Source organism: Saccharibacillus sacchari, assembly GCF_037722395.1.
Lineage (GTDB): Bacteria > Bacillota > Bacilli > Paenibacillales > Paenibacillaceae > Saccharibacillus > Saccharibacillus sacchari_A.
Map to the genome: position 1 here is coordinate 30842 of NZ_JBBKAR010000050.1, position 25587 is coordinate 56428.

At 52.9% G+C, this 25587-nt stretch carries 22 protein-coding genes; 11 read left to right on the plus strand and 11 right to left on the minus strand.

Annotated elements, in window-relative coordinates; translation table 11 throughout:
- Positions 1 to 37: 37 nt before the first annotated feature.
- The 7 genes from WKI47_RS19850 to WKI47_RS19880 form a co-directional block, all read right to left on the minus strand.
- Positions 38 to 967, minus strand: a complete 930-nt coding sequence (locus WKI47_RS19850) for a carbohydrate ABC transporter permease (protein WP_340228917.1) — start codon at positions 965 to 967, stop codon at positions 38 to 40.
- Between the two features lie 13 nt (positions 968 to 980).
- Entirely contained in the window at positions 981 to 1922 is a 942-nt protein-coding gene (locus WKI47_RS19855) for an ABC transporter permease (protein ID WP_340228918.1), read from the minus strand.
- A gap of 687 nt (positions 1923 to 2609) precedes the next feature.
- Complete coding sequence (modB, locus tag WKI47_RS19860) at positions 2610 to 3287, minus strand: molybdate ABC transporter permease subunit (protein ID WP_340228961.1); 678 nt, start codon at positions 3285 to 3287, stop codon at positions 2610 to 2612.
- Positions 3287 to 4138, minus strand: a complete 852-nt coding sequence (gene modA / locus WKI47_RS19865; protein ID WP_340228919.1) for a molybdate ABC transporter substrate-binding protein — start codon at positions 4136 to 4138, stop codon at positions 3287 to 3289. The genes modB and modA overlap by 1 nt, the downstream gene beginning before the upstream one ends.
- A 338-nt stretch (positions 4139 to 4476) precedes the next feature.
- Positions 4477 to 6051, minus strand: a complete 1575-nt coding sequence (gene hemG, locus WKI47_RS19870) for a protoporphyrinogen oxidase (protein ID WP_340228920.1) — start codon at positions 6049 to 6051, stop codon at positions 4477 to 4479.
- Positions 6052 to 6053: 2 nt separating this feature from the next.
- Entirely contained in the window at positions 6054 to 7202 is a 1149-nt protein-coding gene (locus WKI47_RS19875; protein ID WP_340228921.1) for a TIGR04053 family radical SAM/SPASM domain-containing protein, read from the minus strand.
- Between the two features lie 14 nt (positions 7203 to 7216).
- Positions 7217 to 7936, minus strand: coding sequence for a YwiC-like family protein (locus tag WKI47_RS19880; protein WP_340228962.1), 720 nt, complete (start codon positions 7934 to 7936; stop codon positions 7217 to 7219).
- Between the two features lie 171 nt (positions 7937 to 8107).
- Here WKI47_RS19880 and WKI47_RS19885 point away from each other — a divergent pair, with 171 nt between their 5' ends.
- The 8 genes from WKI47_RS19885 to WKI47_RS19920 all read left to right on the plus strand — a co-directional run bounded on the left by WKI47_RS19885 (position 8108) and on the right by WKI47_RS19920 (position 18613).
- On the plus strand, positions 8108 to 8533 hold the full coding sequence (locus WKI47_RS19885; protein ID WP_340228922.1) for a hemerythrin domain-containing protein: 426 nt from the start codon (positions 8108 to 8110) through the stop codon (positions 8531 to 8533).
- Positions 8530 to 10494 (plus strand): SEC-C domain-containing protein, encoded by a 1965-nt coding sequence (locus WKI47_RS19890; RefSeq protein WP_340228923.1) that lies wholly within the window; start codon positions 8530 to 8532, stop codon positions 10492 to 10494. The genes WKI47_RS19885 and WKI47_RS19890 overlap by 4 nt, the downstream gene beginning before the upstream one ends.
- 156 nt (positions 10495 to 10650) lie before the next feature.
- Entirely contained in the window at positions 10651 to 12333 is a 1683-nt protein-coding gene (locus tag WKI47_RS19895; protein WP_340228924.1) for a sigma-54-dependent Fis family transcriptional regulator, read from the plus strand.
- 158 nt (positions 12334 to 12491) lie between these two features.
- The gene (locus WKI47_RS19900) at positions 12492 to 13517 is read left to right on the plus strand and encodes a 2-keto-3-deoxygluconate permease (protein WP_340228925.1); all 1026 of its coding nucleotides are present in this window, start codon (positions 12492 to 12494) and stop codon (positions 13515 to 13517) included.
- Between the two features lie 105 nt (positions 13518 to 13622).
- A complete protein-coding gene (locus tag WKI47_RS19905) occupies positions 13623 to 14918 on the plus strand; it encodes a four-carbon acid sugar kinase family protein (RefSeq protein WP_340228926.1) in 1296 nt (431 codons plus the stop codon).
- Positions 14915 to 15910 (plus strand): 4-hydroxythreonine-4-phosphate dehydrogenase PdxA, encoded by a 996-nt coding sequence (gene pdxA / locus WKI47_RS19910; RefSeq protein WP_340228927.1) that lies wholly within the window; start codon positions 14915 to 14917, stop codon positions 15908 to 15910. Before WKI47_RS19905 ends, pdxA begins: the two co-directional genes overlap by 4 nt.
- 195 nt (positions 15911 to 16105) lie before the next feature.
- The gene (locus tag WKI47_RS19915) at positions 16106 to 17158 is read left to right on the plus strand and encodes an NAD(P)/FAD-dependent oxidoreductase (RefSeq protein WP_340228928.1); all 1053 of its coding nucleotides are present in this window, start codon (positions 16106 to 16108) and stop codon (positions 17156 to 17158) included.
- Between the two features lie 222 nt (positions 17159 to 17380).
- Positions 17381 to 18613, plus strand: a complete 1233-nt coding sequence (locus tag WKI47_RS19920) for an aminopeptidase (RefSeq protein ID WP_340228929.1) — start codon at positions 17381 to 17383, stop codon at positions 18611 to 18613.
- 92 nt (positions 18614 to 18705) lie between these two features.
- On the opposite strand, the gene WKI47_RS19925 is transcribed toward WKI47_RS19920, so the two are convergent.
- Positions 18706 to 19848: a zinc-dependent alcohol dehydrogenase gene (locus tag WKI47_RS19925; protein ID WP_340228930.1), complete on the minus strand. Its 1143-nt coding sequence runs from the start codon at positions 19846 to 19848 to the stop codon at positions 18706 to 18708.
- A 216-nt stretch (positions 19849 to 20064) separates the two neighbouring features.
- Between WKI47_RS19925 and WKI47_RS19930 the strand changes: the two genes are divergently transcribed.
- From WKI47_RS19930 to WKI47_RS19940, 3 genes are all read left to right on the plus strand, one after another.
- A complete protein-coding gene (locus WKI47_RS19930) occupies positions 20065 to 20868 on the plus strand; it encodes a conjugal transfer protein TraR (protein ID WP_340228931.1) in 804 nt (267 codons plus the stop codon).
- Between the two features lie 272 nt (positions 20869 to 21140).
- Positions 21141 to 21728, plus strand: a complete 588-nt coding sequence (locus WKI47_RS19935; RefSeq protein ID WP_340228932.1) for a sigma-70 family RNA polymerase sigma factor — start codon at positions 21141 to 21143, stop codon at positions 21726 to 21728.
- Positions 21709 to 22542 (plus strand): hypothetical protein, encoded by an 834-nt coding sequence (locus WKI47_RS19940; RefSeq protein ID WP_340228933.1) that lies wholly within the window; start codon positions 21709 to 21711, stop codon positions 22540 to 22542. The genes WKI47_RS19935 and WKI47_RS19940 overlap by 20 nt, the downstream gene beginning before the upstream one ends.
- A gap of 74 nt (positions 22543 to 22616) precedes the next feature.
- Here WKI47_RS19940 and WKI47_RS19945 read toward each other — a convergent pair whose 3' ends face one another.
- From WKI47_RS19945 to WKI47_RS19955, 3 genes are all read right to left on the minus strand, one after another.
- Positions 22617 to 23180 carry a hypothetical protein gene (locus WKI47_RS19945; RefSeq protein WP_340228934.1) on the minus strand — a complete coding sequence of 188 codons (564 nt, stop codon included), beginning with the start codon at positions 23178 to 23180 and terminating at the stop codon, positions 22617 to 22619.
- Positions 23181 to 23296: 116 nt separating this feature from the next.
- The gene (locus WKI47_RS19950) at positions 23297 to 25027 is read right to left on the minus strand and encodes a PH domain-containing protein (RefSeq protein WP_340228935.1); all 1731 of its coding nucleotides are present in this window, start codon (positions 25025 to 25027) and stop codon (positions 23297 to 23299) included.
- Positions 25024 to 25533: a PH domain-containing protein gene (locus WKI47_RS19955; RefSeq protein WP_340228936.1), complete on the minus strand. Its 510-nt coding sequence runs from the start codon at positions 25531 to 25533 to the stop codon at positions 25024 to 25026. Before WKI47_RS19955 ends, WKI47_RS19950 begins: the two co-directional genes overlap by 4 nt.
- Between the last annotated feature and the right edge of the window lie 54 nt (positions 25534 to 25587).

Consider the following 25587-nt stretch of genomic DNA (forward strand, 5'->3'; position numbering starts at 1 on the left):
GATGACCGTAACCGCAACGGGAATGCGGCGTCCGGGATCACCCTTTGATCGAACCCACTGTCAATCCGGCGATAAAGTAACGCTGGAAGAAGGGGTAAGCGAATGCCACGGGTACGACGATCAGAATCGCCACGGCCATGCGCGCGGTTTCTTTTGGCATGCTGGCGACCAGTGTCGCGTAGCTGACTCCCATGCTGGAAGCGTTTCTCGCCAAAGCGTCCACGTTGCTCATCAGATTGTTCAGGAGCGCTTGCAGCGAGTACAAATCCTGATTGTTGATGTAGAGCATGGACTGGAACCAATCGTTCCAATAACCGAAGCACAGGAACAACCCGATCGTGGCCAGCACCGGCAGCGAGATTGGCATGATGATGGAGAAGAAAATACGCAATTGACTCGCCCCGTCGATCTCCGCCGATTCGACGATGCCGTCGGGAATCGTGCTGCGGAAAAACGTTTTGCAGATAATGACGTTGAACGATGATACCGCGAGCGGTAATATCAAGGCCCAGATCGTGTCTTTCAGCCCAAGCAGATTCGCATTGATGAAGTAACTCGATACCAGACCGCCGTTGAACACCATCGGAATGAACACGACCCAGGTCAGAAAGCTTTTCAGCTTGTAATTGGGTTGTGCCAGCACATATCCCATCGAAGCGGTTAACAGAACGCCGAGCACGGTCCCGATTACGGTTACCAATACCGATACGCCGAAAGCCCGCAAGATGACCGTTCCCTGCTGGATAATAAACCCGTACGCCTCCACGGAGAACACCGTCGGAAACATATGGTAGCCCGTTTCCCGGATCGAATCTTCGCTGGAAAACGAAATCGATACAATAACCAGAATCGGCACGACGCACACGAGCGCAAGGAGGATAAACACGAGATGGAACAAGACATTCATGCCTTTTCCTATCCGGTTGTACCGGTCGAGTCCGCTCGTCGCTTCACTTTTGGCTGCCATAGACTCGCCTCCTTTACATCATTGCGCTTTCCGAATCGATACGTCGAACGATCCAGTTGGCGAACAGAATCGTGATACAGCCCATGACCGATTGAACAAAAGCAGCGGCGGACGCCATACCTACGGTTGCCGTTTTCAGCTGCTTGTACACCAATACGTCGAGGGTCGTGGTGACATTGAACAAGGAGTTGGAGTCGCGCGGAACCTGGTAGAATAACCCGAAGTCCGTGTAGAAAATACGCCCGACCGCCAAAATGAACATCATGACGATGACCAGTTTCATCATCGGCAGCGTGATATAGCGCGTTTGCTGCCAGATGGAAGCTCCGTCGATCACCGCCGCTTCATAATAGGTACTGTCGATACCGGTAATGGTCGCCAAGTACACCACCATGCCGTAGCCGATCCCTTTCCAGACATTCATAAAGATCAGGAAATACGGCCAATACTGCGGTTCCATATACCAGTTCACCGATTCTGCACCCATCTGGTTCAGCATCTGGTTCGCGATTCCTTTGTCAAAGCTCAAGAAAGCCCAGATGACGGCAGAAACGACGACCCAAGAGAGGAAATACGGCAAAAACATCATCGTTTGATACACTTTGCCCGCTCTGCTGTTGTGCAGGCGTCCGATCATCAAAGCCAGCGTGACCGGAATCAGAATGCCGAGCAGGATGAAAATGATGTTGTAGCCCAGCGTGTTGCGGATCGTGATCCATGCGTCGTTGGACTTGAACAGGAACTCGAAGTTTTTCCATCCCGACCATGGGCTGTTAAAGACGTTGCTTAGAAAGCCGCCGGAGATTTTAAAATCTTTGAACGCGATGATGACCCCGAACATGGGCAGGAAGCAGAAAAGTATGTACCAGATTGTAGTGGGCAGTGCGAGTAAAGTGAGTTCCGTATCCTGCTTGCGCCAGCGCGGGCGTCGGTGCTTTCGTTCTTCTTTTTTCATGTTCACCCCGTCCCCCGTGTAGTGGATTTGATGTGGCTGTACTTAGGATATTAGAGAACGCTTACATTTGAATAGATAAAAAACGTTAGACTTCAGGCGGGAAACGTTAGATAAAAGGGAGAAAAATTCGACCTTTTATCTAACATCGGGGGAATTGGTTTGAAGTCCTGTTTGGGGAGGCCGGCGGTGGGCGCTGCGGGAGAAATTTAGTTCAAGGGCTGTCTCACTCGGAAAATGGATTGGATTTGAATAAGGAATTTTCCGAGTTCAAAGGCTTCTTGAACTGAATTTCTCCCTCCGCTTCTGCTCGTCTCCGAGAAGGACTTAAAAGCAATTCGATGATGTTGGCAAAGTCTCATTTTTGGAAAAGGAGTAAAAGTAAAACGTGCAACATAGCGGGATCGTGGGAGGTTTTGGAGATGGGGAGAAAAATAAATGCAAATGTACAGTTATTTTCAGCATATAAGCATAGGAGAAGAAATAGATGCGATTATCCAGTTATTTGAAGCTTGATAAGCTAAAAAAGAGAGTGTAGAGCGAAATAAATGGATATTCGCATTTATTTGATGGAGACTATTTCTGAATCGGGCAAAAAGATACGGTCGATACATTCAAAGAATGCGCTCAAAGCTTTTATTGAAGATAAAAACGTCCCGAAGCCGTTAAGACGGGCTTCGGGACGTTTTTTCAGGAAGATCTTCGTCCCGTGAGAAGCAGCAGGACGAAAGAAACGGCGACGATCGCGATGGTCCAGGCCCAGGCTAGCGATAGATGGCCGGAGTCTACGGCGACGTAGATCGCGGTGGGGACGGTCTGGGTTCGGCCCGGGATATTGCCGGCGATCATGAGTGTGGCGCCGAACTCGCCCAGGCTTCGGGCGAAGCCGAGGACGTAGGCGGTTTTCAGAGACGGTGCGATGAGTGGCAGCGTAATATGCCGGAAGACTTGCCACTCATTGGCCCCGATAGAGCGGCCGGCGTATTCGAGATCGCGGTCGACCGCTTCGAATCCGGTTACGGTCGTACGATAAACCAGCGGGAACGCGACGACTACGGCTGCGATGACAGCGGCCTGCCAGGAGAAAATCACTGTGGAATGGAAGACTTTTTCGATCAATCCGCCAAGCCATCCCCGACGTCCCAGCAGAATCAACAGGAGAAAACCAACCACGGTCGGCGGCAGCACGAGCGGGAGCATAAAAATCGTCTCCAGCACGGTTTTGCCTCGAAAAGTCTCGCGACGGGACATGCACCAGGCGACTGCGGTTCCGAGTACGATGGCGATCACGCTCGCCAGCAGCGCGACTTGGAGCGAAAGGCGGATCGGCGACCAGTATTCGCTCCAGCCGATGTCCGCCAAAGTCATCATTGCGCGACGGAGAAGCCGTAGCCCGTCAGAACATCCAGCGCTTCGGACGTTTGCAGATAATCGTAGAAAGCTTGTGCAGCTTCTTGATGCTCCGTTGCTTTTACGATGCCGATTGGATAGTTGATAGGCGAGTAGCTGCTTGTTTCAACGTCGAAGGCCACTTGAACTTGATCCGAAGTCAGTGCGTCTGTTTTGTATACGAAGCCTGCGTCCGCATTGCCTGTCTCTGTATATTGAAGCACTTGACGCACGTCTTTACCTTGAACCATTTTGTCTTGCAAGGAATCCCAAAGTCCGGCATTTGTGAGAGCTTCTTGCGCATATTTACCGGCAGGAACGCTGTCCGGAATACCGATCGCGACATGCTTAACGAGATCTCCGGTCAGGTCGTCGATCTTCGTTACTTTGGCTTCCGCGTCTTTCGGAACGACAACAACGAGTGTGTTGGTTAACCAGTTTTTCTCTTGCTTCTCTTCGACCAGACCTGCGTCAAGCAGAGCCTGCATGTTTTTGGTCGAAGCGGATAGGAACAAGTCGGCGGGTGCGCCCTGGTCGATTTGCTGTTGAAGTGCGCCCGAAGCACCAAAGTTGAATTCCAGCTTCACGTTCGGGTTGGCAGCTTCGTATGTTTTTTGGATATCGTTCAAAGCATCCGTCAAGCTGGCCGCAGCCGAGATTGTCAGCGTAACCGATTCCGTTGCTGGCGTTGCGGCTTCGGTCGTGCTTTCGGTTTGCTGGCTTGCAGCCTGAGTTGCGGTCGGCTCGGCAGGCTTAGCTCCGCAAGCTGCCAGAATCAACAGCAGCGCAAGCATAGGCAGTAGGAAGACATTCAGTTTTCTTTTGATCATGGTTCGTATTCCCCTTTTCTTTTCGTCAAAATTTACAATACACAAACTTGCCTGTTCAGTCTACGCCCAGACCTTCCCAAAAAGCGATTCGGGAAATCCCCTTTTATTCAATAAGGATTTTGGGAGAATTAGAGAATGTCCGATCGTGTTCGTCAATGTTGTCCATGAAAAAAAGGCGATGTCCTAATCTCTTTTTTAAGGGAATTAGGGTAGTACCATGACCGCTTATGATGTTAGGTTACGTCCCTCGAAAACCGCTTGAACCGTGCGTGTTTCCGATGAACCCAAACCTTACATTAATTCGAGACAAGCTGCTAGTAGCCTTTTCGATATCCGTCTTAAGAAGCCGGCTCGCACTTTTCAGTGTTTTGAACACGTGCCGGAAGTCCTTGAAGCAGCTTCTCTGCGGCATTTCGCCCTCCTGCCACACAGTCGGGAATGCCAACGCCGTTATAACCCGCACCGCAAAGCAGCACGCCCGGCAACGATTTTTCCAAGTCAGAACGAACTTCATTCATCATCTCGACATGGCCTACCGGATACTGGGGCATCGCGGACAAGCAGCGGCTGACCTCGGCCCATTGCGGTACGGTATCCAGCCCGGTCAATTCGCGAAGATCGCGCTGGGCCGCTTCGATCAGTTCACCATCTTCCATACTTGTCCATTCCTGCGCGCCGGAGCGACCGATATACGTACGAAGCAAGGTTTGTCCCTCAGGAGCGACATGCTGCCACTTGGTCGAGGACCAGGTGCAGGCTGTAATTAATCGACCTTCTTTTCTGGGAACGAGGAAGCCGGAACGCTCGAACGAAATATTCAGATCCGAAGTCCGATAAGCCAGCGCGATGTTCGCCACCGATACATAGTCGATCTCCTCTAACCGCTGAGCGGTCGGCACTTCCTTGTTCAACAGTCTTGCGGCTTCAAATGCAGGCAAGGCACAGATTACCCCGTCAGCCGTTAAGCACTGACCGTTGCCCAAAGTCACTTCATAGCTGTACAAGTCCTTTTTAACGAGAGAAGCCGCACAAGCCCCTGTAATCACATCAACGCCAGAGTCGCGCAGCTGCTGTTCCAGACGTTCCACCAATGCCGATAGCCCACCTTGATAGGATAAAAACATGCTTCCCGCCAGCTTGCCGGAAAGCGCCGGGGCGCGTCCTGTTTGAGCAGGCATCGACGACGCTCGGCTTCCCACCGGAACGCTGCCCGAACCGGAGCTTGGAGCCCGGCCCGCTTTCGGACGTCCGCCGCGCGCCATCCCTTTGATCAGGCTGCCTTCCCGCTCTTCCATCGCTTTGAACTGAGGAAACGTTGCTTTTAAACTGAGCGAGCGTGTATCTCCGGCATAAATCCCCGCCAGCAGCGGCTCGGTGATCCGTTCCAGCACTTCTTTTCCCAGACGACGCTCGATAAAATCGCCCAGCGCTTCATCCTCTGCTCCCTGTTTCTTGGGCAAAACGAGATCCAGCGCGGCACGCAGTTTGCCTATCGGCGAGATCAGTCCGGTTCGGATGAACGGAGACAGCTTGGTGGGGATGCCCAGTATGAAGCCCATCGGCATCGGATGCATCTTCCCCTTGTGCAAAATGTAGCTGGTTTTCGCATCCGGATTGGTTGGAACGAGTTCGCCTGTAAGGCCGAGTTCCGCAGTCAAGTCCAAAATAGCCGTTTTACGCGCGATGAATGAATCCGGTCCTTTTTCGATCAGACAGCCTTCCCGATTTTCCGTACGCAGTCTTCCGCCCAGTTGTTCACTCTCCTCGACCAGTATAATTTCAAGCGAAAGCCCTTGCTCCTTGGCTTGTTTGGATAAGTAAAAAGCCGAAGCCAGTCCGCTGATCCCGCCTCCGAGCACAATGATTCGCTGTGGAGCTGAATAGGCCGCTGTTGCGTCATTCATTGCTGCCATGATTATTGTCCCCCTTTTAACGCTACCGGAATATAGGTGCAGCTCGGATCGCTCTCCAGCCAATCCCCCGTTACGGCAAAAGCCCGGGCACGCGAACCCCCGCATAATGACTTGAACTCACATGCGCCGCACTTCCCTTTTAATCGTTTCTTGTCACGCAGACTTTGCATAATCGGAGAGTTTCGGTAAATGTCTTCCAGTGCCTCTTCCCTAACGTTTCCGCATTTTACAGGTAGAAATCCGCTTGGATAGACATCTCCGGTATGGCCGATAAACAAGAATCCGTCGCCGTCATTGACTCCTTTGGGAGCGCGTCCGAGTACGTCAGCGCGTTTGAAGCCGCTTTTTGCCGCTGGAGCTGCATTCGATGAAGGCGCAGTTCCGGCAGATCCTTCCGCGTTTGCGTTCGACTGCGCACGCTTCGCGGACAACTGCACGGCTACCCGGCGATAATGCGGCGCTTCGGTTGCTTTGACGCCGTACGGCATGCGCCGTCCCGCTTCATGCAACCATTCCATCACTTGTTCGTGCTCTTCGGCGCTGATCATGTCTTTTTGCGTGGCACGACCCGTCGGAATCAGGAAAAAAAGACTCCAAAGCACAACGCCCATTTCTTTGACCTTTTCCGAAATGGCTTCTAAATCATGCAAATTGTAACGGGATACCGTCGTGTTGACCTGAATCGGAATCCCCAGTTCCTGCAAATAGCCAATTCCGCGCATCGTTGTATCGAAAGACCCTACGGTGCCGCGAAAATGATCGTGAATTTCGGCACAAGAACCGTCAAGACTAAACGCCCAACGCGATAAGCCGACTTCTTTCGCTTTCTCGACAGCACTTCGGTTCACACGCGGCGTGGCGCTGGGAGTCATGGAGACCGATAGTCCTTTTTCCTCGATCGCGTAACGGGCCAGCTCGAACAAATCGGGACGCATCAGCGAATCGCCGCCCGTGAATACCAATAACGGATGATTCATTAGAGCGATTCGGTCAATCAACGCGCGGCCTTCTTCATGCGAGAGTTGGTTGGGATCGGCCCGATATTGCGCTTCCGCCCGACAATGCAGACATTTGAGCGCGCAGGCGCGGGTCACTTCCCAAATAACGATAAACGGATCAACGGCATAATCGCGCCGGGCCGGCATATTCATGAGGCAAGACTCCTTTATAGATAGACAATCAATACGGAAACATACAACATCACGGCAAAAACAAGTTCGGCGATTCCTGTTTGTTTCACCTTAAGCTTCTGCTTGGGCAGCACGATCGCGCGCGCCAGCAGAATGACGAACGGAACGACGAGCGGAAAACTTAACCAGGCTGCAAAAGGAATCAAAAGTACATGGTAAGCGATCGACAGACGGTAATAGCGAGGATTCTTTTTCTCGCGAATGACCGTCTTGACGTACAGCGCGGTACCGATGAAGTATAGACCCAGCATCGCGAACAACAGCGTCGTCTTCGTCCAATCCGCTTCATGTCCCGCCGAAACGTAAACCACCGGGTAAATGAAGGAGCAAAACAGCAGGATCGCTACGATATCATTGAGCAACGCCCGTTCGTTTTTGGATTTGGCATAGTACGCGGGGATCGCGAACGTAATCAGTAGCAGCACGCCGTAGCCGATCAGCTTGGGTTCGGATATTACCACGATGATCGCAAGCGGAATCAGGATCAGACCGTACACCAGCGAAGGCTTTAGATAACGCTCCTTCTTCCCCGTTTTGATCCATTGAAGCACAGGAAAACTAAATAGATACATCGACAGCCAACACAGAAACAACGGAAGATGAACGAGCGTGGCTCCGGCGACGGACATTCCGAGCAAAAACGGAAGCATCAACATCGCCCATGCGCCGTGCTGATTCGGAATATAACGGTTAATAACCTTCCCCTCCTTACGGGTTTATTGTATAAAACGTGACGGAAGACGACCAATCAGGGACTTCCCTGTTTCGCTCCGGGAAATGCCTAACCCCACCGCCGCGAGCGTATGCCCATGCTATACTGGACGCGTCGAAACACGTAACAGAAATTTGGAAAGGTGGAGTTTGTTATGGGAGGACCCGCACTGCGTCAACATCATGCCCATCATGCGATTCACGAAGGAGCACTCAGCGGCGCGTTAGATAAAACGGAAGAACTGGAAATTCTGATCGGCGAAGGCAAAAGCGAAGACGCGCGCCTGGCGGCGGATCAGTTGCTCGGCTATTGGGTCACGCGCGTGCTCAGTCATGCGGATGCGGAGGAAGAAGGCTTTTACGAGGAAATGGCGGGCGAAGACCCGAATCTTCGTCTGGCCGTCGTCAAATTGACGCGGGATCACGATATTTTGCGCATGATCGTGGCCGATATCGTGAACGAGTTGCCTGAATCGGGGCCGACACCCGACGTGATGCGTTTGTTCTATTCGTTGATTACGATCAATGCCATCCACAGCCGCGAAGAAGAGCGCCTGCTGTTCGGGGAGCAACCGGAATGAATCGTTCAGTTGCTGCCGTCTCGGCGGGTCGCAACGATCCGTGCCTATGCGGTAGCGGATTGAAATACAAAAAATGCTGCGCGCAGCGCGACGAACAAGCCCGGGACACGGCATCCCGGCAGGCGTCGCTTCAATCGGCGCTGCGCGAATTTTTCTCGATCCACCCCCGTCCGTCCGAACAAAAAGCTTTATCCGCTTGGAAACAAGAGTTGGCCCCACGTCTTCAAGCCGCTTACGGCGCCGAAAAAACGGACGCTGTAGTCGGAGATACGTTCTTTTTCGGCGAAGCCGTCGATATTTGGAACGCGTTCGTGCAAGCCAAGTCCCGGGACGTCCAAAACGCAGCGATCGCCGATGCGCTAAAAGGCTGGATCGATCCCCGATTCGCGGTGCTGCGTATCCTGGGCCAAGAGTCTTCCCCGTTCGGAACGGCCGAAGGTTCGAAACCCGTTCATTTGCCCGTACAACGCCCAAGTGTCGATTCTGCCCAAAAGCTTTTTGTTCGCGCGTCGGAAGTGTTAAGCGGAGAAGTGTTCGAACTGCGCGCCGACGACTCTTTCCGGCCTCGACCCGGTATGATCGTACTCGGATTTTGGTTGCCCGGCGCGAGCCCGGAAGCTCCGAAATTCGCGTTGAACAGCCTTGTGCTGATCGAAGAACCGGACGATGCGGCCGTACTTCGCCTGGAGCGGCTCAGAAACGAATCGGACGCTGCCGAACTTGCGGCCTTTTATCGTTCCCGGATCGCTTGCGTGTATGAGGCGTTCGGCGAACCGGCGTCTGCGAACGCTGCGGATTTTTCCCCTGAAAAACTGCCTGAGTCGGTAACCGAAGCGATTCGCAGGCTGGACAACTTCCTGATTCGTCACGATGTCAAGCATGATCGGCTGATGGACGTCGCTTTCCGATTCCTGAAACGCAAGCGCCAAACGCCCGATGCGGGAACGGCGGCCGCCGCCGCGATTGTGTTCGGTCTTGCGGAAGGCTGGCTTACGAATGACTGGAATGCGGAGCGTCTCGCCGAAAAGTTCGGTGCCGTTTTCGAAGAAGTGGAACGTTTGGCAAAAGAAATGGCGGATTTTGAGCGCAAAACCGCCGTTTATCAGGAAGAAGCGGAAACCATCGGTTTCCGGATCGGCACCGATCCGATGCCCGACGAATTCCGGCAATGGCGGCTTTATATGCACATCAAAGATTTGGATATTCAAGGCGAAGCTGCGTTGCGGCGCCAGATGGAGTATTTCTCCGGTATCCCTTATGTCCCGGTTTCTGCCCGCGAAGAAGCGCAACTCCGTGCCTACGAAGCTTATATGGCGCGCGAAAACGAATGGCGCGGCGAAAAATGGACGGAAGCTCGCCGGCTGTATCCCGACAATGCCGATGTTTTGCTGCTGGCTGCCGAATTCGAAGCGGATGCGTCTTTGCGTCTTAACCTGCTGGAACGTGCCGAGCAATCGGCTTTCGAATCGTTCGAAGCCGATATCCGGCCGCCCTGGCTGCATATGCCCAACCGGCCTTATTTGCGCGCATTGATGCGAAGAGCGTTACACGATTGGGAAAACGGACTGTGGACCGAAGCATTTGAACGTTTTTACAAGTTGCTTCGTTTGAATCCGGCCGATCATCAAGGCGCGCGTTATCCCGCGCTTTCCGCGTTGATCGCGCGGGGTGACCTTCAAGCGGCTGCCGGGCTGCTGGCCCATTACGCGGAAGACGCGGGAGATAACGCCATCTACCGCTGGTTCGACTGGGTCATCCGCTATCGCAAAGACCGGTTGGACGCAGAGACGGAAAAAGCATACCGCGCTGCGGTCGAAGCCAATCCGTATATGGAAAAACGGGTCCGTGACCGCTTCGGCTTTGAAGCCATGCCTTATCCTCGGTCTGCGGTCATGACGCCTCGTTCGCCGGAGGAAGCAAGTTTCATTTGGACGCTGATTCGGCCGGCGCTTTTGAATTAAGAAGTCCGGGCTGCCGAGACCGTCAGATTAGACATCGTAGCCGACAATGACAAAAAGCGGCATCGAATTTTCGTCGTTTCGTTTGTGTTATAATGTTCCATACGCCGCCGCGTGGCGGAAAAGGAAAACGATCATACATTCAAAGCGGGGAAATCCATGAAAATCCATGTCCATCTTATCGCGCCTTACGCCTCGATGCTGTCGATCGTCGAGGAATGCGTTCCGCTGTTCCCGGATCTGCATATCGAGTGTTCGGTCGGCGATCTGGAGAACGGCGTCGAACTTGCCGTCGCCGCGCAGCGCGCGGGCGCGGACATCATCGTCAGCCGGGGCGGAACCGCGCGCTCCATCAAGCGCTCGGTAACCATTCCCGTGATCGACGTTCAGCTGTCGGGCTACGACATGATCCGCTCTCTTCTGCTTGCCAGCAGCTTAAAAGAAAAAACGGCGATCGTCGGATTTCCGAACGTGACGTCCGGCGCCCAAGCGATCATCGACCTGCTCGATCTTCCGCTAAAGGCTTTTACCGTGACGGAACCGCGCGAAGTCCCTCCGCTGATTCTCGATCTCAAAAGCCGCGATTACAAGCAGATTGCCGGAGACGTCATTACGCTGAAAACGGCGAACGAATACGGGTTGAAAGGCTTCCTGATCCAGTCGGGCCGCGAATCGGTACGCAGCGCGCTGGAAGATGCCCGGCTCGTATACGGCTATTTGCACCGCAACGATCATTTGGTCCGCGTGTTCGAGCGTTTTTTGCAGTCCGCCTATCCCAATCTGGTCGTAGCCGACAAAAAAAACCGAATCGTTTATGCCCGAATCGGCGATTTCGAACGAAATCCGTTGACGGAAGAACGGCTTGCGGTACTCGGTGCGAAGCTGGATCAAGAACCGGCCGGCCTGTCGGAAAAGCTGACGATCGACGGCCAAGCGTTGGTCGCGGAAGGCTTCAGGCACTTCGTCGACGACAAAACCTATACGCTGTATACGCTGCGGAAAACGGGGAATCCCGTGTCGAGCCATAAGGGTGTTACGGCTTTTTATCCCGAAGATGCCGGACCGCTTATCGAGGCTTCTCCCGAAATGAGCCGGCTGACGTCCCAGCTTCGGGCTTTGTATCGCGAGGGCGAGCGCGTAGCTGTGTACGGTCGCAAAGGAAGCGGAAAAAATTTCGCCGTCGACCATATCCACCGGGAATGTTCGCCTAATGGCCGAATGATGACGATCGACTTCGAACAAGCGGAACTGAGCGAATTTTCCGACGTTTTGCCGGACGGCGTGTCCACGATCAAGCTGATCCACGCGTCGCGGGCAGACAGCGAACCGTTGAAGCGTTTCGTCGACAATATGGCCGAACGCGGCATCCGCGTGTTCGTGATCGAAAACGCGTCGCCCGATCCGCAATTGCTTGCCGTCGTAGGCGCCGTTCGCTTGGCGATGCCGACGCTGTCCGAACGGCAAGAAGACCTTCTTCCTTTAGCTCAGGCATTTTTGTCCGACTGTCAACAAAAGCTGGGAACGAATGCGGTGAAGATTCAGGAAGCCGCCGCGAAATTGTTGCAAAATCGGTATTACGCGGACGAAATCGACGGGTTGAAACGCTTGATCAAAGAACTGGCTTTAAGCGAGACCGATTACGTGATCCGTGCGGAAACGGTACACAAAGCGACGAATGAATCCAGTGCTCCCAGCCCGTGGCAAATGCCTACAGGCACTTTGAAAGAGATCGAAAAACAAGTGATCGAAGCGGTTCTCCGCGAAGAAAACCACAATCAGTCCCGAACGGCCGAACGGCTCGGCATCAATCGGGCAACGCTATGGCGCAAGCTCAAAGAGTAATTTTGGAGCTTGCTTTTTTTACGCAAAAATATGTTGCATTATTAAACAATTTATAGATTCTAAAATATAATTTTAGATTTAATGTTGCTTTTATAAACATTTTTACGTATATTACGACAAGTAAACGCTTTAAAAACATTGAGAGGGGATCAACAAGTATGAAAATCAAAGCAACTTTAGATCGTATTCCCGGAGGAATGATGGTCGTGCCTCTGCTTCTTGCGGCATCGATCAATACCTTCTTTCCCAACATCCTGCGAATCGGCGGATTTACGGAAGCGCTTTTCGTCAATAGTGCAAGCGCTTTAATCGCGCTTTTCCTTTTGATCGCGGGAACGCAGATTAATTTGCGCACGGCCAAAGCTTCGGTGGCCAAAGGCGTCACGCTTTTGTCCGTCAAATGGCTGCTCGGCGCGGCGGTCGGTTTGCTCTCCTTTTGGCTGGCCGACAGTAACGGACTGTTTCTGGGATTGGCCCCGATCGCGATCATCGGCGCCATGACCAATTCCAATGGAGGCTTGTATATCGCGTTCGCCGGGCAGTACGGCAAAGAAGAAGACAAAGCGGCGTATCCGTTTCTCGCGCTCAGCGACGGCCCGTTCCTGACGATGGTCGCGCTCTCGATCTTCGGCGCGATGGGCTTTGCCAACGGATTGTTCTCGCCCATGTCGTTCGTCGCCGTTCTGCTGCCTCTGGCCGTCGGTATCGTATTGGGTAATCTGGACAAAGAAATGGGCGACTTTCTGTACAAAGGCAGCGACAAGCTGGTTCCGTTTTTCGCTTTCGCGCTCGGCATGGGCATCAACTTCAGTGCGATCATCAAAGGCGGGCTCAGCGGCATCCTGCTCGGCGTCATCACGGTGTTGTTGACAGGCGGCGGATTGTACCTGCTGTTCAAATTCCTGGGTTGGAATCCGATCGTCGGCGCCGCGGAAGGCTCGACGGCGGGCAACGCGGTCGGTACTCCGGCAGCGATCGCCGCGGCGAATATCTCGTTCGCTCCGATCGCGGAATTGGCTACGGTTCAGATCGCGGCAAGCGTCGTGACCACCTCCATCCTGCTGCCGATCTTTATCGGATTCCTGGCCAAACGCTTGGAAAAAGAAAAAGGCGGACTCGCCAAATACAATCTGTCCGCCAAAGAACGACGGGAATTGGAAACGTCGCCGGCCATCGAAAAATAAACGTGTCCGACTTACGGATAAAAACCGGAAATACCCAGAAAAAGAGCCGAGCGATTGGCAGTGTCATATTCGCTCAAGGCTCTAGGATTGGAAGGAGAAATCAGCATGAAACTGGCTATCATTGCCGACGACTTGACAGGAGCGAACGACAGCGGCGTACAATTATCGCGTAACGGGTTGAAAACGACCGTGCTGTTCGATATGGACGCCGAAGCCGCCAAGACGTACGAGGCGGTGGCGTTCGATACGGACAGCCGCGCCGTGGAGCCGGATCAAGCTTACCAGCGCGTGAAAACGGCGGCGGAATTTTTGCTGGAATCCGGCTTCGATACGCTGTTCAAAAAAGTAGATTCGACTATGCGGGGCAATATCGGAGCCGAACTGGATGCTTTTTACGACGCATTAAAACCGGACTTCCTGATGTTCGCGCCCGGCTACCCCAAAAACAACCGAACCGTATTGGAGTCCACGCTATACCTGAACGGAATCCCGGTCGGAGAAACCGAAATCGCGAAAGATCCGAAAACGCCGGTCACGATTTCCGATTTGACCGAGCTGCTCGGTCGGCAGACTGAGCGCCGGATCGGTACGTTGACCGTGAGCGATCTGGAACGCGGACCCGGACATCTGCTGAATCGACTTCAGCGTTACGCCGCGGAAAACGTGGCTTACATCGTCGTCGACTCTACCGAAGAGCACCACCTGGAACAAATCTTGGCCGGTTTCAAAAACGCGACGTATCGCTTGGCCTGGGCCGGATCGGCGGGGCTTGCCCATTATTTGCCTGCTTATCACGGATTATCTTCCGATTCGACCCGCCTGCGCATCAGCGAAGAGCCCGGACAAGTTTTGACGGTCGTAGGCAGCGTTAACCGCAATTCCCGAGCGCAACTTGCGTATTTGCTGGAACAAAAGAACGTGCATGCGGTGGCTTTCGAATCGTGGAAAGCTGTAGCTTCGCAAACCGAACGGGACCGCGAAATCCAACGTGTTTACGAAAAAGCATTGAGCGAGGCGCGGCAAGGCCGCGACGTGGCCGTGTTTTCGACGGGCGGACCGGAACATATCGAGCAAGCCTGGACCGTCGGCGAAGCGGCCGGCTTCAGCCGTACCGAGATCAGCAACGAGATCGTGAAAGCGTTGGCTGCCGTCTGCGCTCCGCTGCTCGAGCAAAACTTATTCAAAGGCGTATCCATGAGCGGCGGAGATACGGCCAAACAAGTGTGTCTGCGTTGGGGCGTGAAAGGCTTCCGGCTGTTGGACGAATTGGAAATCGGCGTGCCGATCTCTTCCTTCCTCGGCAAAGAAGGTCTGTACGTCGTCACCAAAGCCGGAGGCTTCGGCACGAAAAACGTTTTTGCGCACGCGATCGAAAAACTGAAAGGAGTACAACCCGTATGAAACCGACAATCGGAATCACAATGGGCGATGCCGCAGGCATCGGTCCCGAAATTATCGTCAAAGCGCTAAAGGAGGAAGATGTCTACCGAACGTGCAACCCTCTCGTGATCGGAGACGCCAAAATGTTGGAGCGCGCGCTGAACGTCACGCGGACTCAGCTTGCGATCCATCCGGTTCAATCCGTTGCCGAAGCGCAATTCAAGCACGGCACGATCGACGTTTTGGACCTGGACTTGCTTCCGGCGGACCTGCCTTTCGGCCAAGTCTCGGCTGAAGCCGGCAATGCCGCTTACCAATATCTGGCCAAGTCGATCGAGCTTGCCAAAGCCGGCGATATCCAATCCATTTGCACCGCGCCGCTGAATAAGGAAGCTCTGCATTTGGGCGGGCATCTGTATCCGGGCCATACCGAAATTTTGGCTGCCCTGACCGATACGGAAGACTTCTCGATGATGCTGACCACGCCGAATTTGCGCGTGATCCATCTGACGACGCATATGGGTCTGATTGCGGCGATCGAAAGCATCACGCCGGATCGGACTTACACCGTCGTCAAGCTGGCCCATGATACGTTGAACAAAGCCGGGTTCGACAAGCCGCGGATCGCCGTCTGCGGGATCAATCCTCACGCCGGGGAAAATGGCCTGTTCGGCAACGGCGAGGAAGAAGAAAAGCTTGCGCCGGGCATCGCCCGCGCGGCGGCGGAAGGCATCGACGTGACCGGCCCCTACCCTGCCGACACTTTGTTTTTCCGTGCCGGACGCGGAGATTTCGATATGGTCGTCGCGTGCTATCATGACCAGGGTCATGCCCCGATCAAAGTCATGGGCATCGAAGACGGCGTCAACATCACGGTTGGACTCAAAGGCGGCATCATCCGTACTTCCGTCGATCACGGCACCGCGTTCGATATCGCGGGCAAAAATATCGCCGGCGAAGCCAGCATGCTTGCCGCGATCCGCTCGGCGATCGAGTTGGCGCCGAAACGCTGACGCTTCCACCGAAAATTTGAAAACACCTTTTCTTTCGTTAGGAAAGAAAAGGTGTTTTTTTGCGGTTTATTTTCGCGGAACCTGCCGATTTCGGCAAACGCTCTTGTCTTTTTACAGAAACTGTTGGTATACTTACTTTTGATATTGAGAATCATTATCTATAAGAGATAACCGATAAAGGGAGGCCATGTCAGGATGGAAAACCATGAAGTATATGACGTAACGATTATCGGCGGAGGGCCGGCTGGGCTCTTTTCCGCATTCTATAGTGGTCTGCGCGAGATGAAGACGAAGATTATCGAGTATCAACCGTTCTTGGGCGGCAAGGTTCACGTGTATCCGGAGAAAATGATCTGGGACGTTGGCGGCCTTACTCCAATGCCAGGCGCCAAGCTGATCGAGCAAATGGTCGCGCAAGGCCAGACTTTCCAACCGGACGTCGTTTTGAACGAAAAAGTGACTTCGATCGTACGCTCGGAAGAGGATACCCACTTCATTTTACATACCTTATCGGGTGAGCAGCACCATTCGAAAACGATTATCCTCGCGGTTGGCGGCGGCATTCTCAACCCGACCAAGCTGGATATCGAAGGCGCGGAGCGCTTTGAAGTGACCAACCTGCACTACACGGTAAAGTCGATCGCGCGCTTCAAAGACAAAACGGTTCTGATCTCCGGCGGCGGGCATTCTGCGGTCGATTGGGCGAACGAGCTTGCTCCTTTTGCCGAAAAAGTGTATCTGACTTACCGCAAAGACGAACTCAAGGGCCACGAAGCCGACGTTACGCGTTTGAAGGCTAACGGCGTGGAGCTGTTGCTTAGCGCTTCGATCAAAACGCTGGTCGCAACGGAAGATCACTCCGCGATCGGCACCGTATTACTGGAGAGTAACGATTCCAAAGAAGAATTCGAGCTGACGGTAGACGATGTCATCATCAGCCACGGTTACGATCGCGATACGGAGCTGTTGAAAAAAAGCGAGATCAAGATCGAGATGAACGAATACCAGATCCTGGGCTCCTCGTCGAGCGAGACATCCGTACCGGGTATCTTCGCGGCTGGCGACATTCTGCATCATGACGGCAAGCTCCACCTGATCGCTGGCGCGTTCCAGGATGCGGCTAACGCGGTTAATAAAGCGAAGCAATTCATCAAGCCTGATGCTCACGGTTACGGCATGGTCTCTTCGCATAACGACCTGTTCAAAGAGAAAAACCGCGAGATCTTGAAGGAACTGTACAGTAACTAATCAACACACTCTTTTTGTATAAAATCGCTCAATCCCCGGCTGCGAAGATGCGGTCCGGGGATTTGTACGTTTTTCGGCTCAAAAATGAGCGTTTCAAGTCACTTTTCGAGCATTCTCGCCGCCTAATTAACCAATGTTAGATTTCCTTTCTCCATACGATCTTGTACAATGGAAGACATAGCGTTTATTTTAATCAAGCAAGTATCGAAACGGAGGCCTATCATGTCGGATTTTCAAACAAACCTTAACAAATACGCCGAACTCGCGGTAAAAGTCGGTGTGAACGTGCAGCCTGGACAAATTTTGATGATCGACGCAGGCGTTGAATCGCTCGAATACGTGCGTCTGGTCGTTAAGCATGCCTATGCGGCTGGCGCTAAATTGGTCAAAGTAAACCTGGCCGACGAAGCAATCACCCGTATGCGGTACGATCTGGCACCGGACGATTCGTTCGAGATCGCACCAAAATGGACGGCGGCAGAGCGCGAAGAATTGGCGGAAAACGGCGGCGCCATGCTGGCTGTTATCTCCAACAACCCGGATCTGCTGAACGGCGTCGACCCTAACCGCATCTCCACGCTGCAAAAAGTATCCGGCGAAGCGCTCAGCAAATATCGCCAATACGTGCAGTCGGATAAGCTCGCTTGGTCGATCGTAGCCGTGCCTTCGGCAGCTTGGGCGGCTAAAGTCTTCCCTCACCTGCCGGAAAACGAGCAAATCCCGGCCATGTGGGAAGCCATCTTCAAAGCTGTTCGCGTGGATCAACCCGATCCGGTCGCAGCTTGGAAGCAGCATATCGCCACGCTGAATGACAAATCGACATACCTGAACAGCAAAAAATACAAAGCTCTCCATTACACGGCTCCGGGAACGGATCTTACGATCGAGCTTCCTGCGACGCATCTGTGGGTGGCAGCGGATAGCGAAAGCGAGCGCGGAACAGCTTTCGTGGCCAATATGCCTACGGAAGAAGTGTTCACAGCCGCGCTCAAGACCGGCGTGAGCGGAACGGTATCGAGCACGAAGCCTTTGAGCTACGGCGGCAATATCATCGACAACTTCACGTTGACGTTCGAAAACGGACGTATCGTAGACGTAAAAGCCGAGCAAGGCGAAGAAACGTTGAAACGCCTTGTTGAGATGGACGAAGGCTCGCACTACATCGGCGAAGTGGCATTGGTGCCGCATAAGTCCCCGATTTCCGAATCCGGCATTCTTTACTACAACACGCTGTTTGACGAGAACGCTTCGAACCACCTGGCAATCGGCAGCGCGTACGCGTTCAACATCGAAGGCGGCAAAGCAATGTCTCGCGAAGAGTTGGCTGAAGCCGGAATCAACCAAAGCCTTGCGCACGTAGACTTCATGATCGGCTCTGCCGAAATGAACATCGACGGCATCACGCAAGACGGCACGGCTGAACCTGTTTTCCGCGGCGGAAACTGGGCGTTTTAATCCATTAACGCGCAAAATGAAAGCCCTCCATTCCCTTTCGGGGAAATCGGAGGGCTTTTTTTATCGAAAAAACGAACCGCGATCGATTTTCGTTAAGGCTTGAGCACGACCTTAATGCAGTCTTCCTTTTTGCTGTCGAAAATATCGTAGGCATGCTCGGCTTCATCCAGTGACAGACGATGCGTGATGATATCGGTCGGATCAAGCTCTCCCGTTTTGATCTGATTAAACAGCTCCGGCATGTAATGGATCACCGGGGCCTGTCCCGTCTTGATCGTCACGTTGCGCTCGAAAATATGTCCGAACGGAAAATTATTATAATTCAGACCGTATACGCCCGTTACCTGGATCGTACCGAACTTGCGCACCACGTTGGCCGCCATATGAAAAGCACCGAGTCCTCCGCCTTGCAACTTCAGCGTCGTTTCGACTTTTTCCATAAACGTTTTTTCCGAATCCAGGCCTACGCAATCGATCACCACATCCGCCCCGCCGTTCGTGATTTCAAGCAAATGATTGTCCAACTCTTTGTTTTCCATAAAGTTGAACGTCTCTACCCGATTGGTTCGCCGGGCATGTTCCAAACGATATTCGATATGGTCGACCGCGATAACTCGTTTTGCTCCTTTTTGCCAAGCGAACTTTTGCGCCATCAGTCCGATCGGTCCGCAGCCCAGTATGATGACGGTATCGCCTTTTTTCACGCCTGCATTGTCAACGCTCCAATAGGCAGTCGGAATGACGTCGGAAAGAAGGAGCACCTGCTCGTCCGTCAACTCCGAATCCGGAGGAATCACGAGCGGTCCGAAATTGCCGTAAGGCACCCGGAGCAGTTCGGCTTGTCCGCCCGCAAACCCGCCGTACGTATGGGAATATCCGAGCATCGCGCCCGTATCTTTTTCCGGATTGTCATTGGCGTTGTCGCATTGGCTTTCCATCTGGTTTTGGCAGAAAAAGCATTGCCCGCAGGACACGTTGAACGGAATAATGACCCGGTCCCCTTTTTTGACATGCGTTACTTCGCTTCCGATTTCCTCGACAATGCCCATCGGCTCGTGTCCGATCACGTAATCGTCGGTCATCCCCGGAATTGCTCCGTTGAACAAATGCAGATCCGAACCGCAAATCGAAGTCGAAGTGACTCGAATTAAAATATCGTCGCGTTTTTCGAGCTTTGGCGTCGCTACTTCTTTCACTTTCACCTTGCGTTTGCCTTGGTAAGTGAGTGCTTTCATGTTCGCCTATCGCTCCTTTTGACTGAAAAGTAGTATGGTTAACGCTTTCCTTCCCTCATTAAACGAAATGGCGCATCGGTTAACATTTATTTTCCAGTTTCGTTATTCGCGACGCTTCCTTCTTCTCTTTTGTTCATCCAAGATTGGTTCGCCTACCGTAAGGGTATAAAAAGGAAAGAAAGCAAGAAGATATGACTACGAATGGAGGACTTCATCATGAAACACTTAAACGACTCCCAACTCGATACATTGAAAAAGCTGCTGCTGGAACAAAAAGACGAGCTGGAACAACATTTCGGCAGTTCCGAAGATACGTCCGAAGGCTTCGAGACGTCTTTGCGCGACTCGACAGGCGAACTGTCTTCCGTCGATAACCATCCTGCCGATCTGGGCACCGAAGAATTCGAGCGCAGCCGGGACATGGCCATCGACAGCGATCTTTCCGACCGTCTCGACGAGGTCAATGCGGCGCTTGCTCGGATCGAAGACGGCACTTACGGCATCGATGCGAAAACGGGCAAAGAGATTCCGTTCGAGCGGCTGGAAGCCGTGCCGTATACCGCCTATAATGTCGATACGACACCGGAAAACGCCCCTCTGCTCGATTATCGCCCGGTTGAGGAAGAAGTCATGACTCCCCCTCCTTCCGGCGCTGGCGAGAATCGTCAGGCGCATGCGGGAAAATTCGATGATTCCAACGCTTGGCAGGCGGTCGAAAGCTACGGGAATGCCGATTCTCCTGCGATGTCCACACATCGCGATGTGGAAAGCTACGATCAATTGTCCAGCGAAAACAACGTAAATGAAGGTACGGTCGAGCCTTATGAGAACTTTACCGGAAACGACATCGCTGGCAGTCACCGCAGTGTCGAGATGACCCGTGCCGAACGTGAATATGTGGAAGCTGGCGAAGGCGAAGCCGTAGCGGAGATCGATGAAAGCGTGCAGGACGAGAAAGAATTGGAACAGACGATTGAACGCGATGGTGTCAAGGCGGGGAAACGCAGTAGCGACGAGTAATTCCTATCATTTTTTCCAATAGATATAGTTCTTAGCCCTGGTTCAGCGGACCGGGGCTTTTTGAATTCGAATCTTTCTCGCTAGTTTGTGAAAAAGGTAACCGAATTACCAAATTCAAGTGAGTATATAGTAATAAAAAGCCCACCTTCTTCCTTCTTTCGTGTAGAATAGGAGAATGACAAATTAATTTCTTCCGTTCTACATAACAGGCACTCCTCTGTAAAAATGAGACGGCCTGCTCGGACACGAATGGAACCGGGAAAGGAGCAGCTATGGCTCAACATCTTCAAATGCTTCTCAGCCATGAATTCGACGAACTCGATGAAGGCATGCAGGAAATGATTTATAATGAATACTATGACTTGGCTTACGGAGCCGTATTTTATATCGTTAGGGATCATGCGGCAGCCGAGGACGTTATTCAGGAAGCATTTTTAAAATTGATTGGCAGAAGGCCGGAATTCGAGAATGAATCCAAGTTTTTTGCCTGGTTAAAGGTAGTCACGAGAAACAGCGCCATTAATGATTTAAGAAAAAATAAAAGACACCGTAACCATGTGGAAGCGGACAGCGTTCTTAATCATATAGAGGCTAAGCAGGATGCCGGAGCTTCGACCGAAAAAACAGTCGAGGTACGGATGATGGAGGAAGCGATCCTGCGGCATCTCGAAGAAATGAAGCCGGAATACCGGGCGATCATTCTGTATCGCTGGAAATACGGCATGTCGTACAAGGAAATCGCCGATTCGCTTGGCACCAGCGAAGACATCATCAGGCAGAGGCTCTTTAGAGCGAGGGAAAATATGCGCAAGGTGCTGCGCAAAGAATGGGAGGGCAGCGATGAAAGACGAAAAATTTGACGAGCTGTTCGACGAGGCGTTTGAACGCGCCGCAAGCTCCGCATCGCCGGTTGACCCGAAATCCCGCCGGGCATCCTGGCAGCGTGTGCAACAGCACCGCATGCAGCATACCTCAAGAAGACGACGCAAACGGATGGTTCGACTGACGGGAGCGGCAGCCGGACTGATCCTGCTTGGATCGGTTGTATTCTCGGAGCCGGTACGAACCGGAGCGTTAACCCCGTTTTATCAAAAATTATATACATGGAGTACAGGCGAAATCGTAGTGAGCACCGGAGAGGATAAGCCGCTTGAGACCGAAGGTGCATTGACTCCTCCTCCTCCGGAAGGGATTGAGAAGCCGGTATCCTCGACGACAACGGTCGAAGAGGATGAAGTAGGCGTCATTAAGAATTTCGTAGCAAGCGCGAGCGAGCCTTCGACCCTGCAAGAAGCTCACGAAAGGCTACCTTTCACGATGCCGGAGTTTCCTCGGATTCCGGCCGATCTCACATTGGACAAGGTTTATCTGACCGTCCCCGATGACGGTTCAAGTCCTAAAGCTTATACTCTTCTGTATACGGGAGAAGGCGATCGTGAAGCCATGTTCAGTATTCGATTAATGCGCGCGGACGAAAACGGTGTCTATTCGTTCGGCTCCGGTGAGGTTAAGCAAGTCATTTTGGATAACGGACTTGAAGCGCAATATATCGACAGAGAATACAATAGTTTGGTTCATACCATTCGCGGCAACCTGGATATTATGGTCAGCGGTTCTTTGACCGAAGAAGAATTTCTGGATATTGCCGGACATATTGTCGACGGCGAACCTTAACCCGATTTAAGATGTATAGAAAAAGGACTTCTTTCGATCAGGAAGAAGTCCTTTTTGGATAGTTGCCTAACGTTTTAATCCGAAACAAATACAGTATTGCTATAAGCTACTTGGACTTCTTTATTCGCCCCGTTCGAGGCCCAGTGATCAGACTTGACCCGATAATAATAACCTTTGGTTACATTCAATGTGTAATCCACGCTGTTATCCGAAAGCACCGAACTTTTTACTCTTGAGCTTCCGAATTCTACCCAACTGCTGCCTGTCCAGCGCTGAAGAACAGCTGTAACCCCGGTTTGCGAAGCTGATGCCGAGCCTGTAGTTCGGGCAAAGATGTAGAGTTCAGAACTGCCGGACAGGGAAAGATTGCTATATGCCGAAACGATGTAACGGTTAGCTATCAAGCTTGGAGCAAAACTTTCGTAATTCAGGGTTGGCGGCGGTGGTGGTGTAAGCGCACCGGCTTCTATCGAAGCTTCAGCCAAAGGTTGCACGGCCACTGCCGGTGGGAAAATTTCCGTGACTGAATCTGCTTCAGAAGCTTGCCCGACCCCAGGAGCAATAAGCGTTGCAGTGATAAGAGTAATAGCAGGGATAGCCAAAAGCTTAAAAAATGATTGTTTTTTGTTTGTATTCATTTTTATTCCCCTTTTCGTATGTAAATGTGGTGCATAAGTATATAACGAAACAGGAACCCTAAAGGTTCCTGTTTTCTCCATTTTATATTAATTTATTTTTCAACTACGCGATATGTTCATACTTGACGCTCACGACGATACCATTCGTAGATTCGTTGCGCATCCGAAGCTTTCAAGCGGGAGACGCTGATTGAAGATCCGCCTGAGCCGCCGAGCAGATGGGCTTTGATATTAAGCATCTGCCCTTTTTGCTGCCAACGGCTCCCTCCTACCCGAAAAGCTACGATATGTCGCTTCAATGTGCAATGGGTCTGTTTGGCGATCGCTCGATTGACGATTGTAAGACGGTCTCCGTCCAAAGTAGCACCGCTTGTGCGGAAGCTCCAATAATCGAGTCCGAATACGATAGGAATCAGCAGTAACGACCACAGCCCCATGTGGGGGAAAAAGTAAATCAAGACCGCGGCCAAGATGAGCGTCGCGATCAAACCGATTCTAACGTAGCCGAGAATCGCCCGTTTCGGAGGCTTCAACTCCGCAGCGGCAAAAGCAAACTGCGGGATCGTTTGCTCCAGCAGGCTTGCGATCTGCGACCGTGGAATAAACGGATGCAAGGCAGGCGTCTCCTTCTCGCTTGAAGAAGATACGACGTTGACCTCGACGTGTGCATAACCGAGCGCTTGTCGCAACCAGCCTTCTCTGACCGTGACGGCCTGGACGCGGGATGGATCGAACAGGAATTGCTTGCGTTCGAGCAACCCGTAGCGCACGGAAAGCCGTTGCCCGTCCCTGTATAGCGAAAATCCGGCAAATTTGATAATGAACAGGATGAGCGAAAGTACCCATGCGGCGATAAGCGCTACTGCGGCAATGATCAGGATCGCCTTGATTCCGGTGAGGTACGCCTGGGCATTACTCACCAATTGGTTAACCCAACGATCGGGCAGCAGATCGTCCGCGAAGGAAATCATGCCGGCAACGAAGGCGGCGGCCAGGCCGAGATTCATCTCGGTGAGGGCCGCCTGGAATAGGCGGCCGGGTCCGAGCCGGTAGAGCAGCTCCGGCTCGGGTGCCTTCGGTCGAGCGCTGGCCGCGGCCGAAGGCATTTGCACTGCGGGCCCGCCTTCGGCAGGGCGGGCCTGCGGTGCCCGCGAATCCGGCGGGGCGAAGCCGTCCGCCGCGCCGGATTCGCCCGGAACGGCCGAATCGCGCGGCGCTCGATTCGGAAGCGGCGCTCCCTCTCTGTCGAGAGCGCCGGAAGGAGCACCGTGTGCTCCTTCCCTTCCTTCCGGTCCCCGCGTTTGGACCGGAAGCTCGCTTGCGGCGGCCTCCTGACCCAGGCCGCTGTCGCTTGGCGCGATTCCTGCGGCCGCACGGTCGGCCTGATCGGGCATAACGACAGAGCGCTCGTTCAGCACGCGCTGAAGCCGCTCCGCTTCCTCGCGCCGAAGCACGGGCAGCACCGCATCCCCTTCACTGCCCCCTGGTGTCTCGATCTTCAATTGCACGACACCCAGCAATCGCTGGATCAAGGGCTGTTCTTGGCTCACGGAGTGGATACGTGAGTAATAAATGATCTTCTCGCTGCGTTGGATCAGCCCTTTACGAATCGTGATTCGATCCGACTCTTCCTCATACGTGAACCTTTTCCAGCCGATGATCTCCATGGCACCTGTCAGCAGAATCAAAGCGACCGCCCCGCCTATCACCCAATACACAGTAGGCGGGAATTTTCCGTTAGCGACGAACTGAATCCCGAAGATAAACAGAAGCGGAACCAGACTGCGAATCAGCTTGAGCATGGAAAAGGCAATATACAGCGGAGACATCCGCTTCGGGCCGCTCATTCTTCTGTCCTCCGAGCCAGCTCCCCGATCGTTCGTTTCAAGCTTTCGGCTTCTTCTGCTTTAAGTCCGGCAATCGAGTGCGTCGTCGCCGCAGTTACGACCTTGAGTTCGGCCAAGCCATACTTGCGCAGGATCGGCCCGCTCTCCAGCTTGACGTGCTGTACCTTGGTCATGGGAATCAGTGTCTCCGTAATAAAAAACAAACCTTTGCGAATCTCGACTTCTTCCTCGAAGATCGCGAAGCCGAACCGGTTATAGCGAATGACAGGAACCCGGAACGTGGCGAATACGAATAATAGGGCAAAAACCAATGTGACCAGCCCGCCGATCCATAACGGCAACCAGCTCCATTCCAAAACAACGCCCAACACGGCCAGAGTCGCCGCAATTAGCAGCGGAAATATGTAGAAGCAGGCGCTTCCAAGACGCGAAGCTGCAATCCAGTCCGGATGCAGGCGCCGGAAACGTTCTTCGCCTCTTTGTTGCTCTTGTTTATTCGACTCCATTATCTTCCCCTCCATGCCTTAAAGCGTAGCGATATTTAGAATGTAAGTCAATCT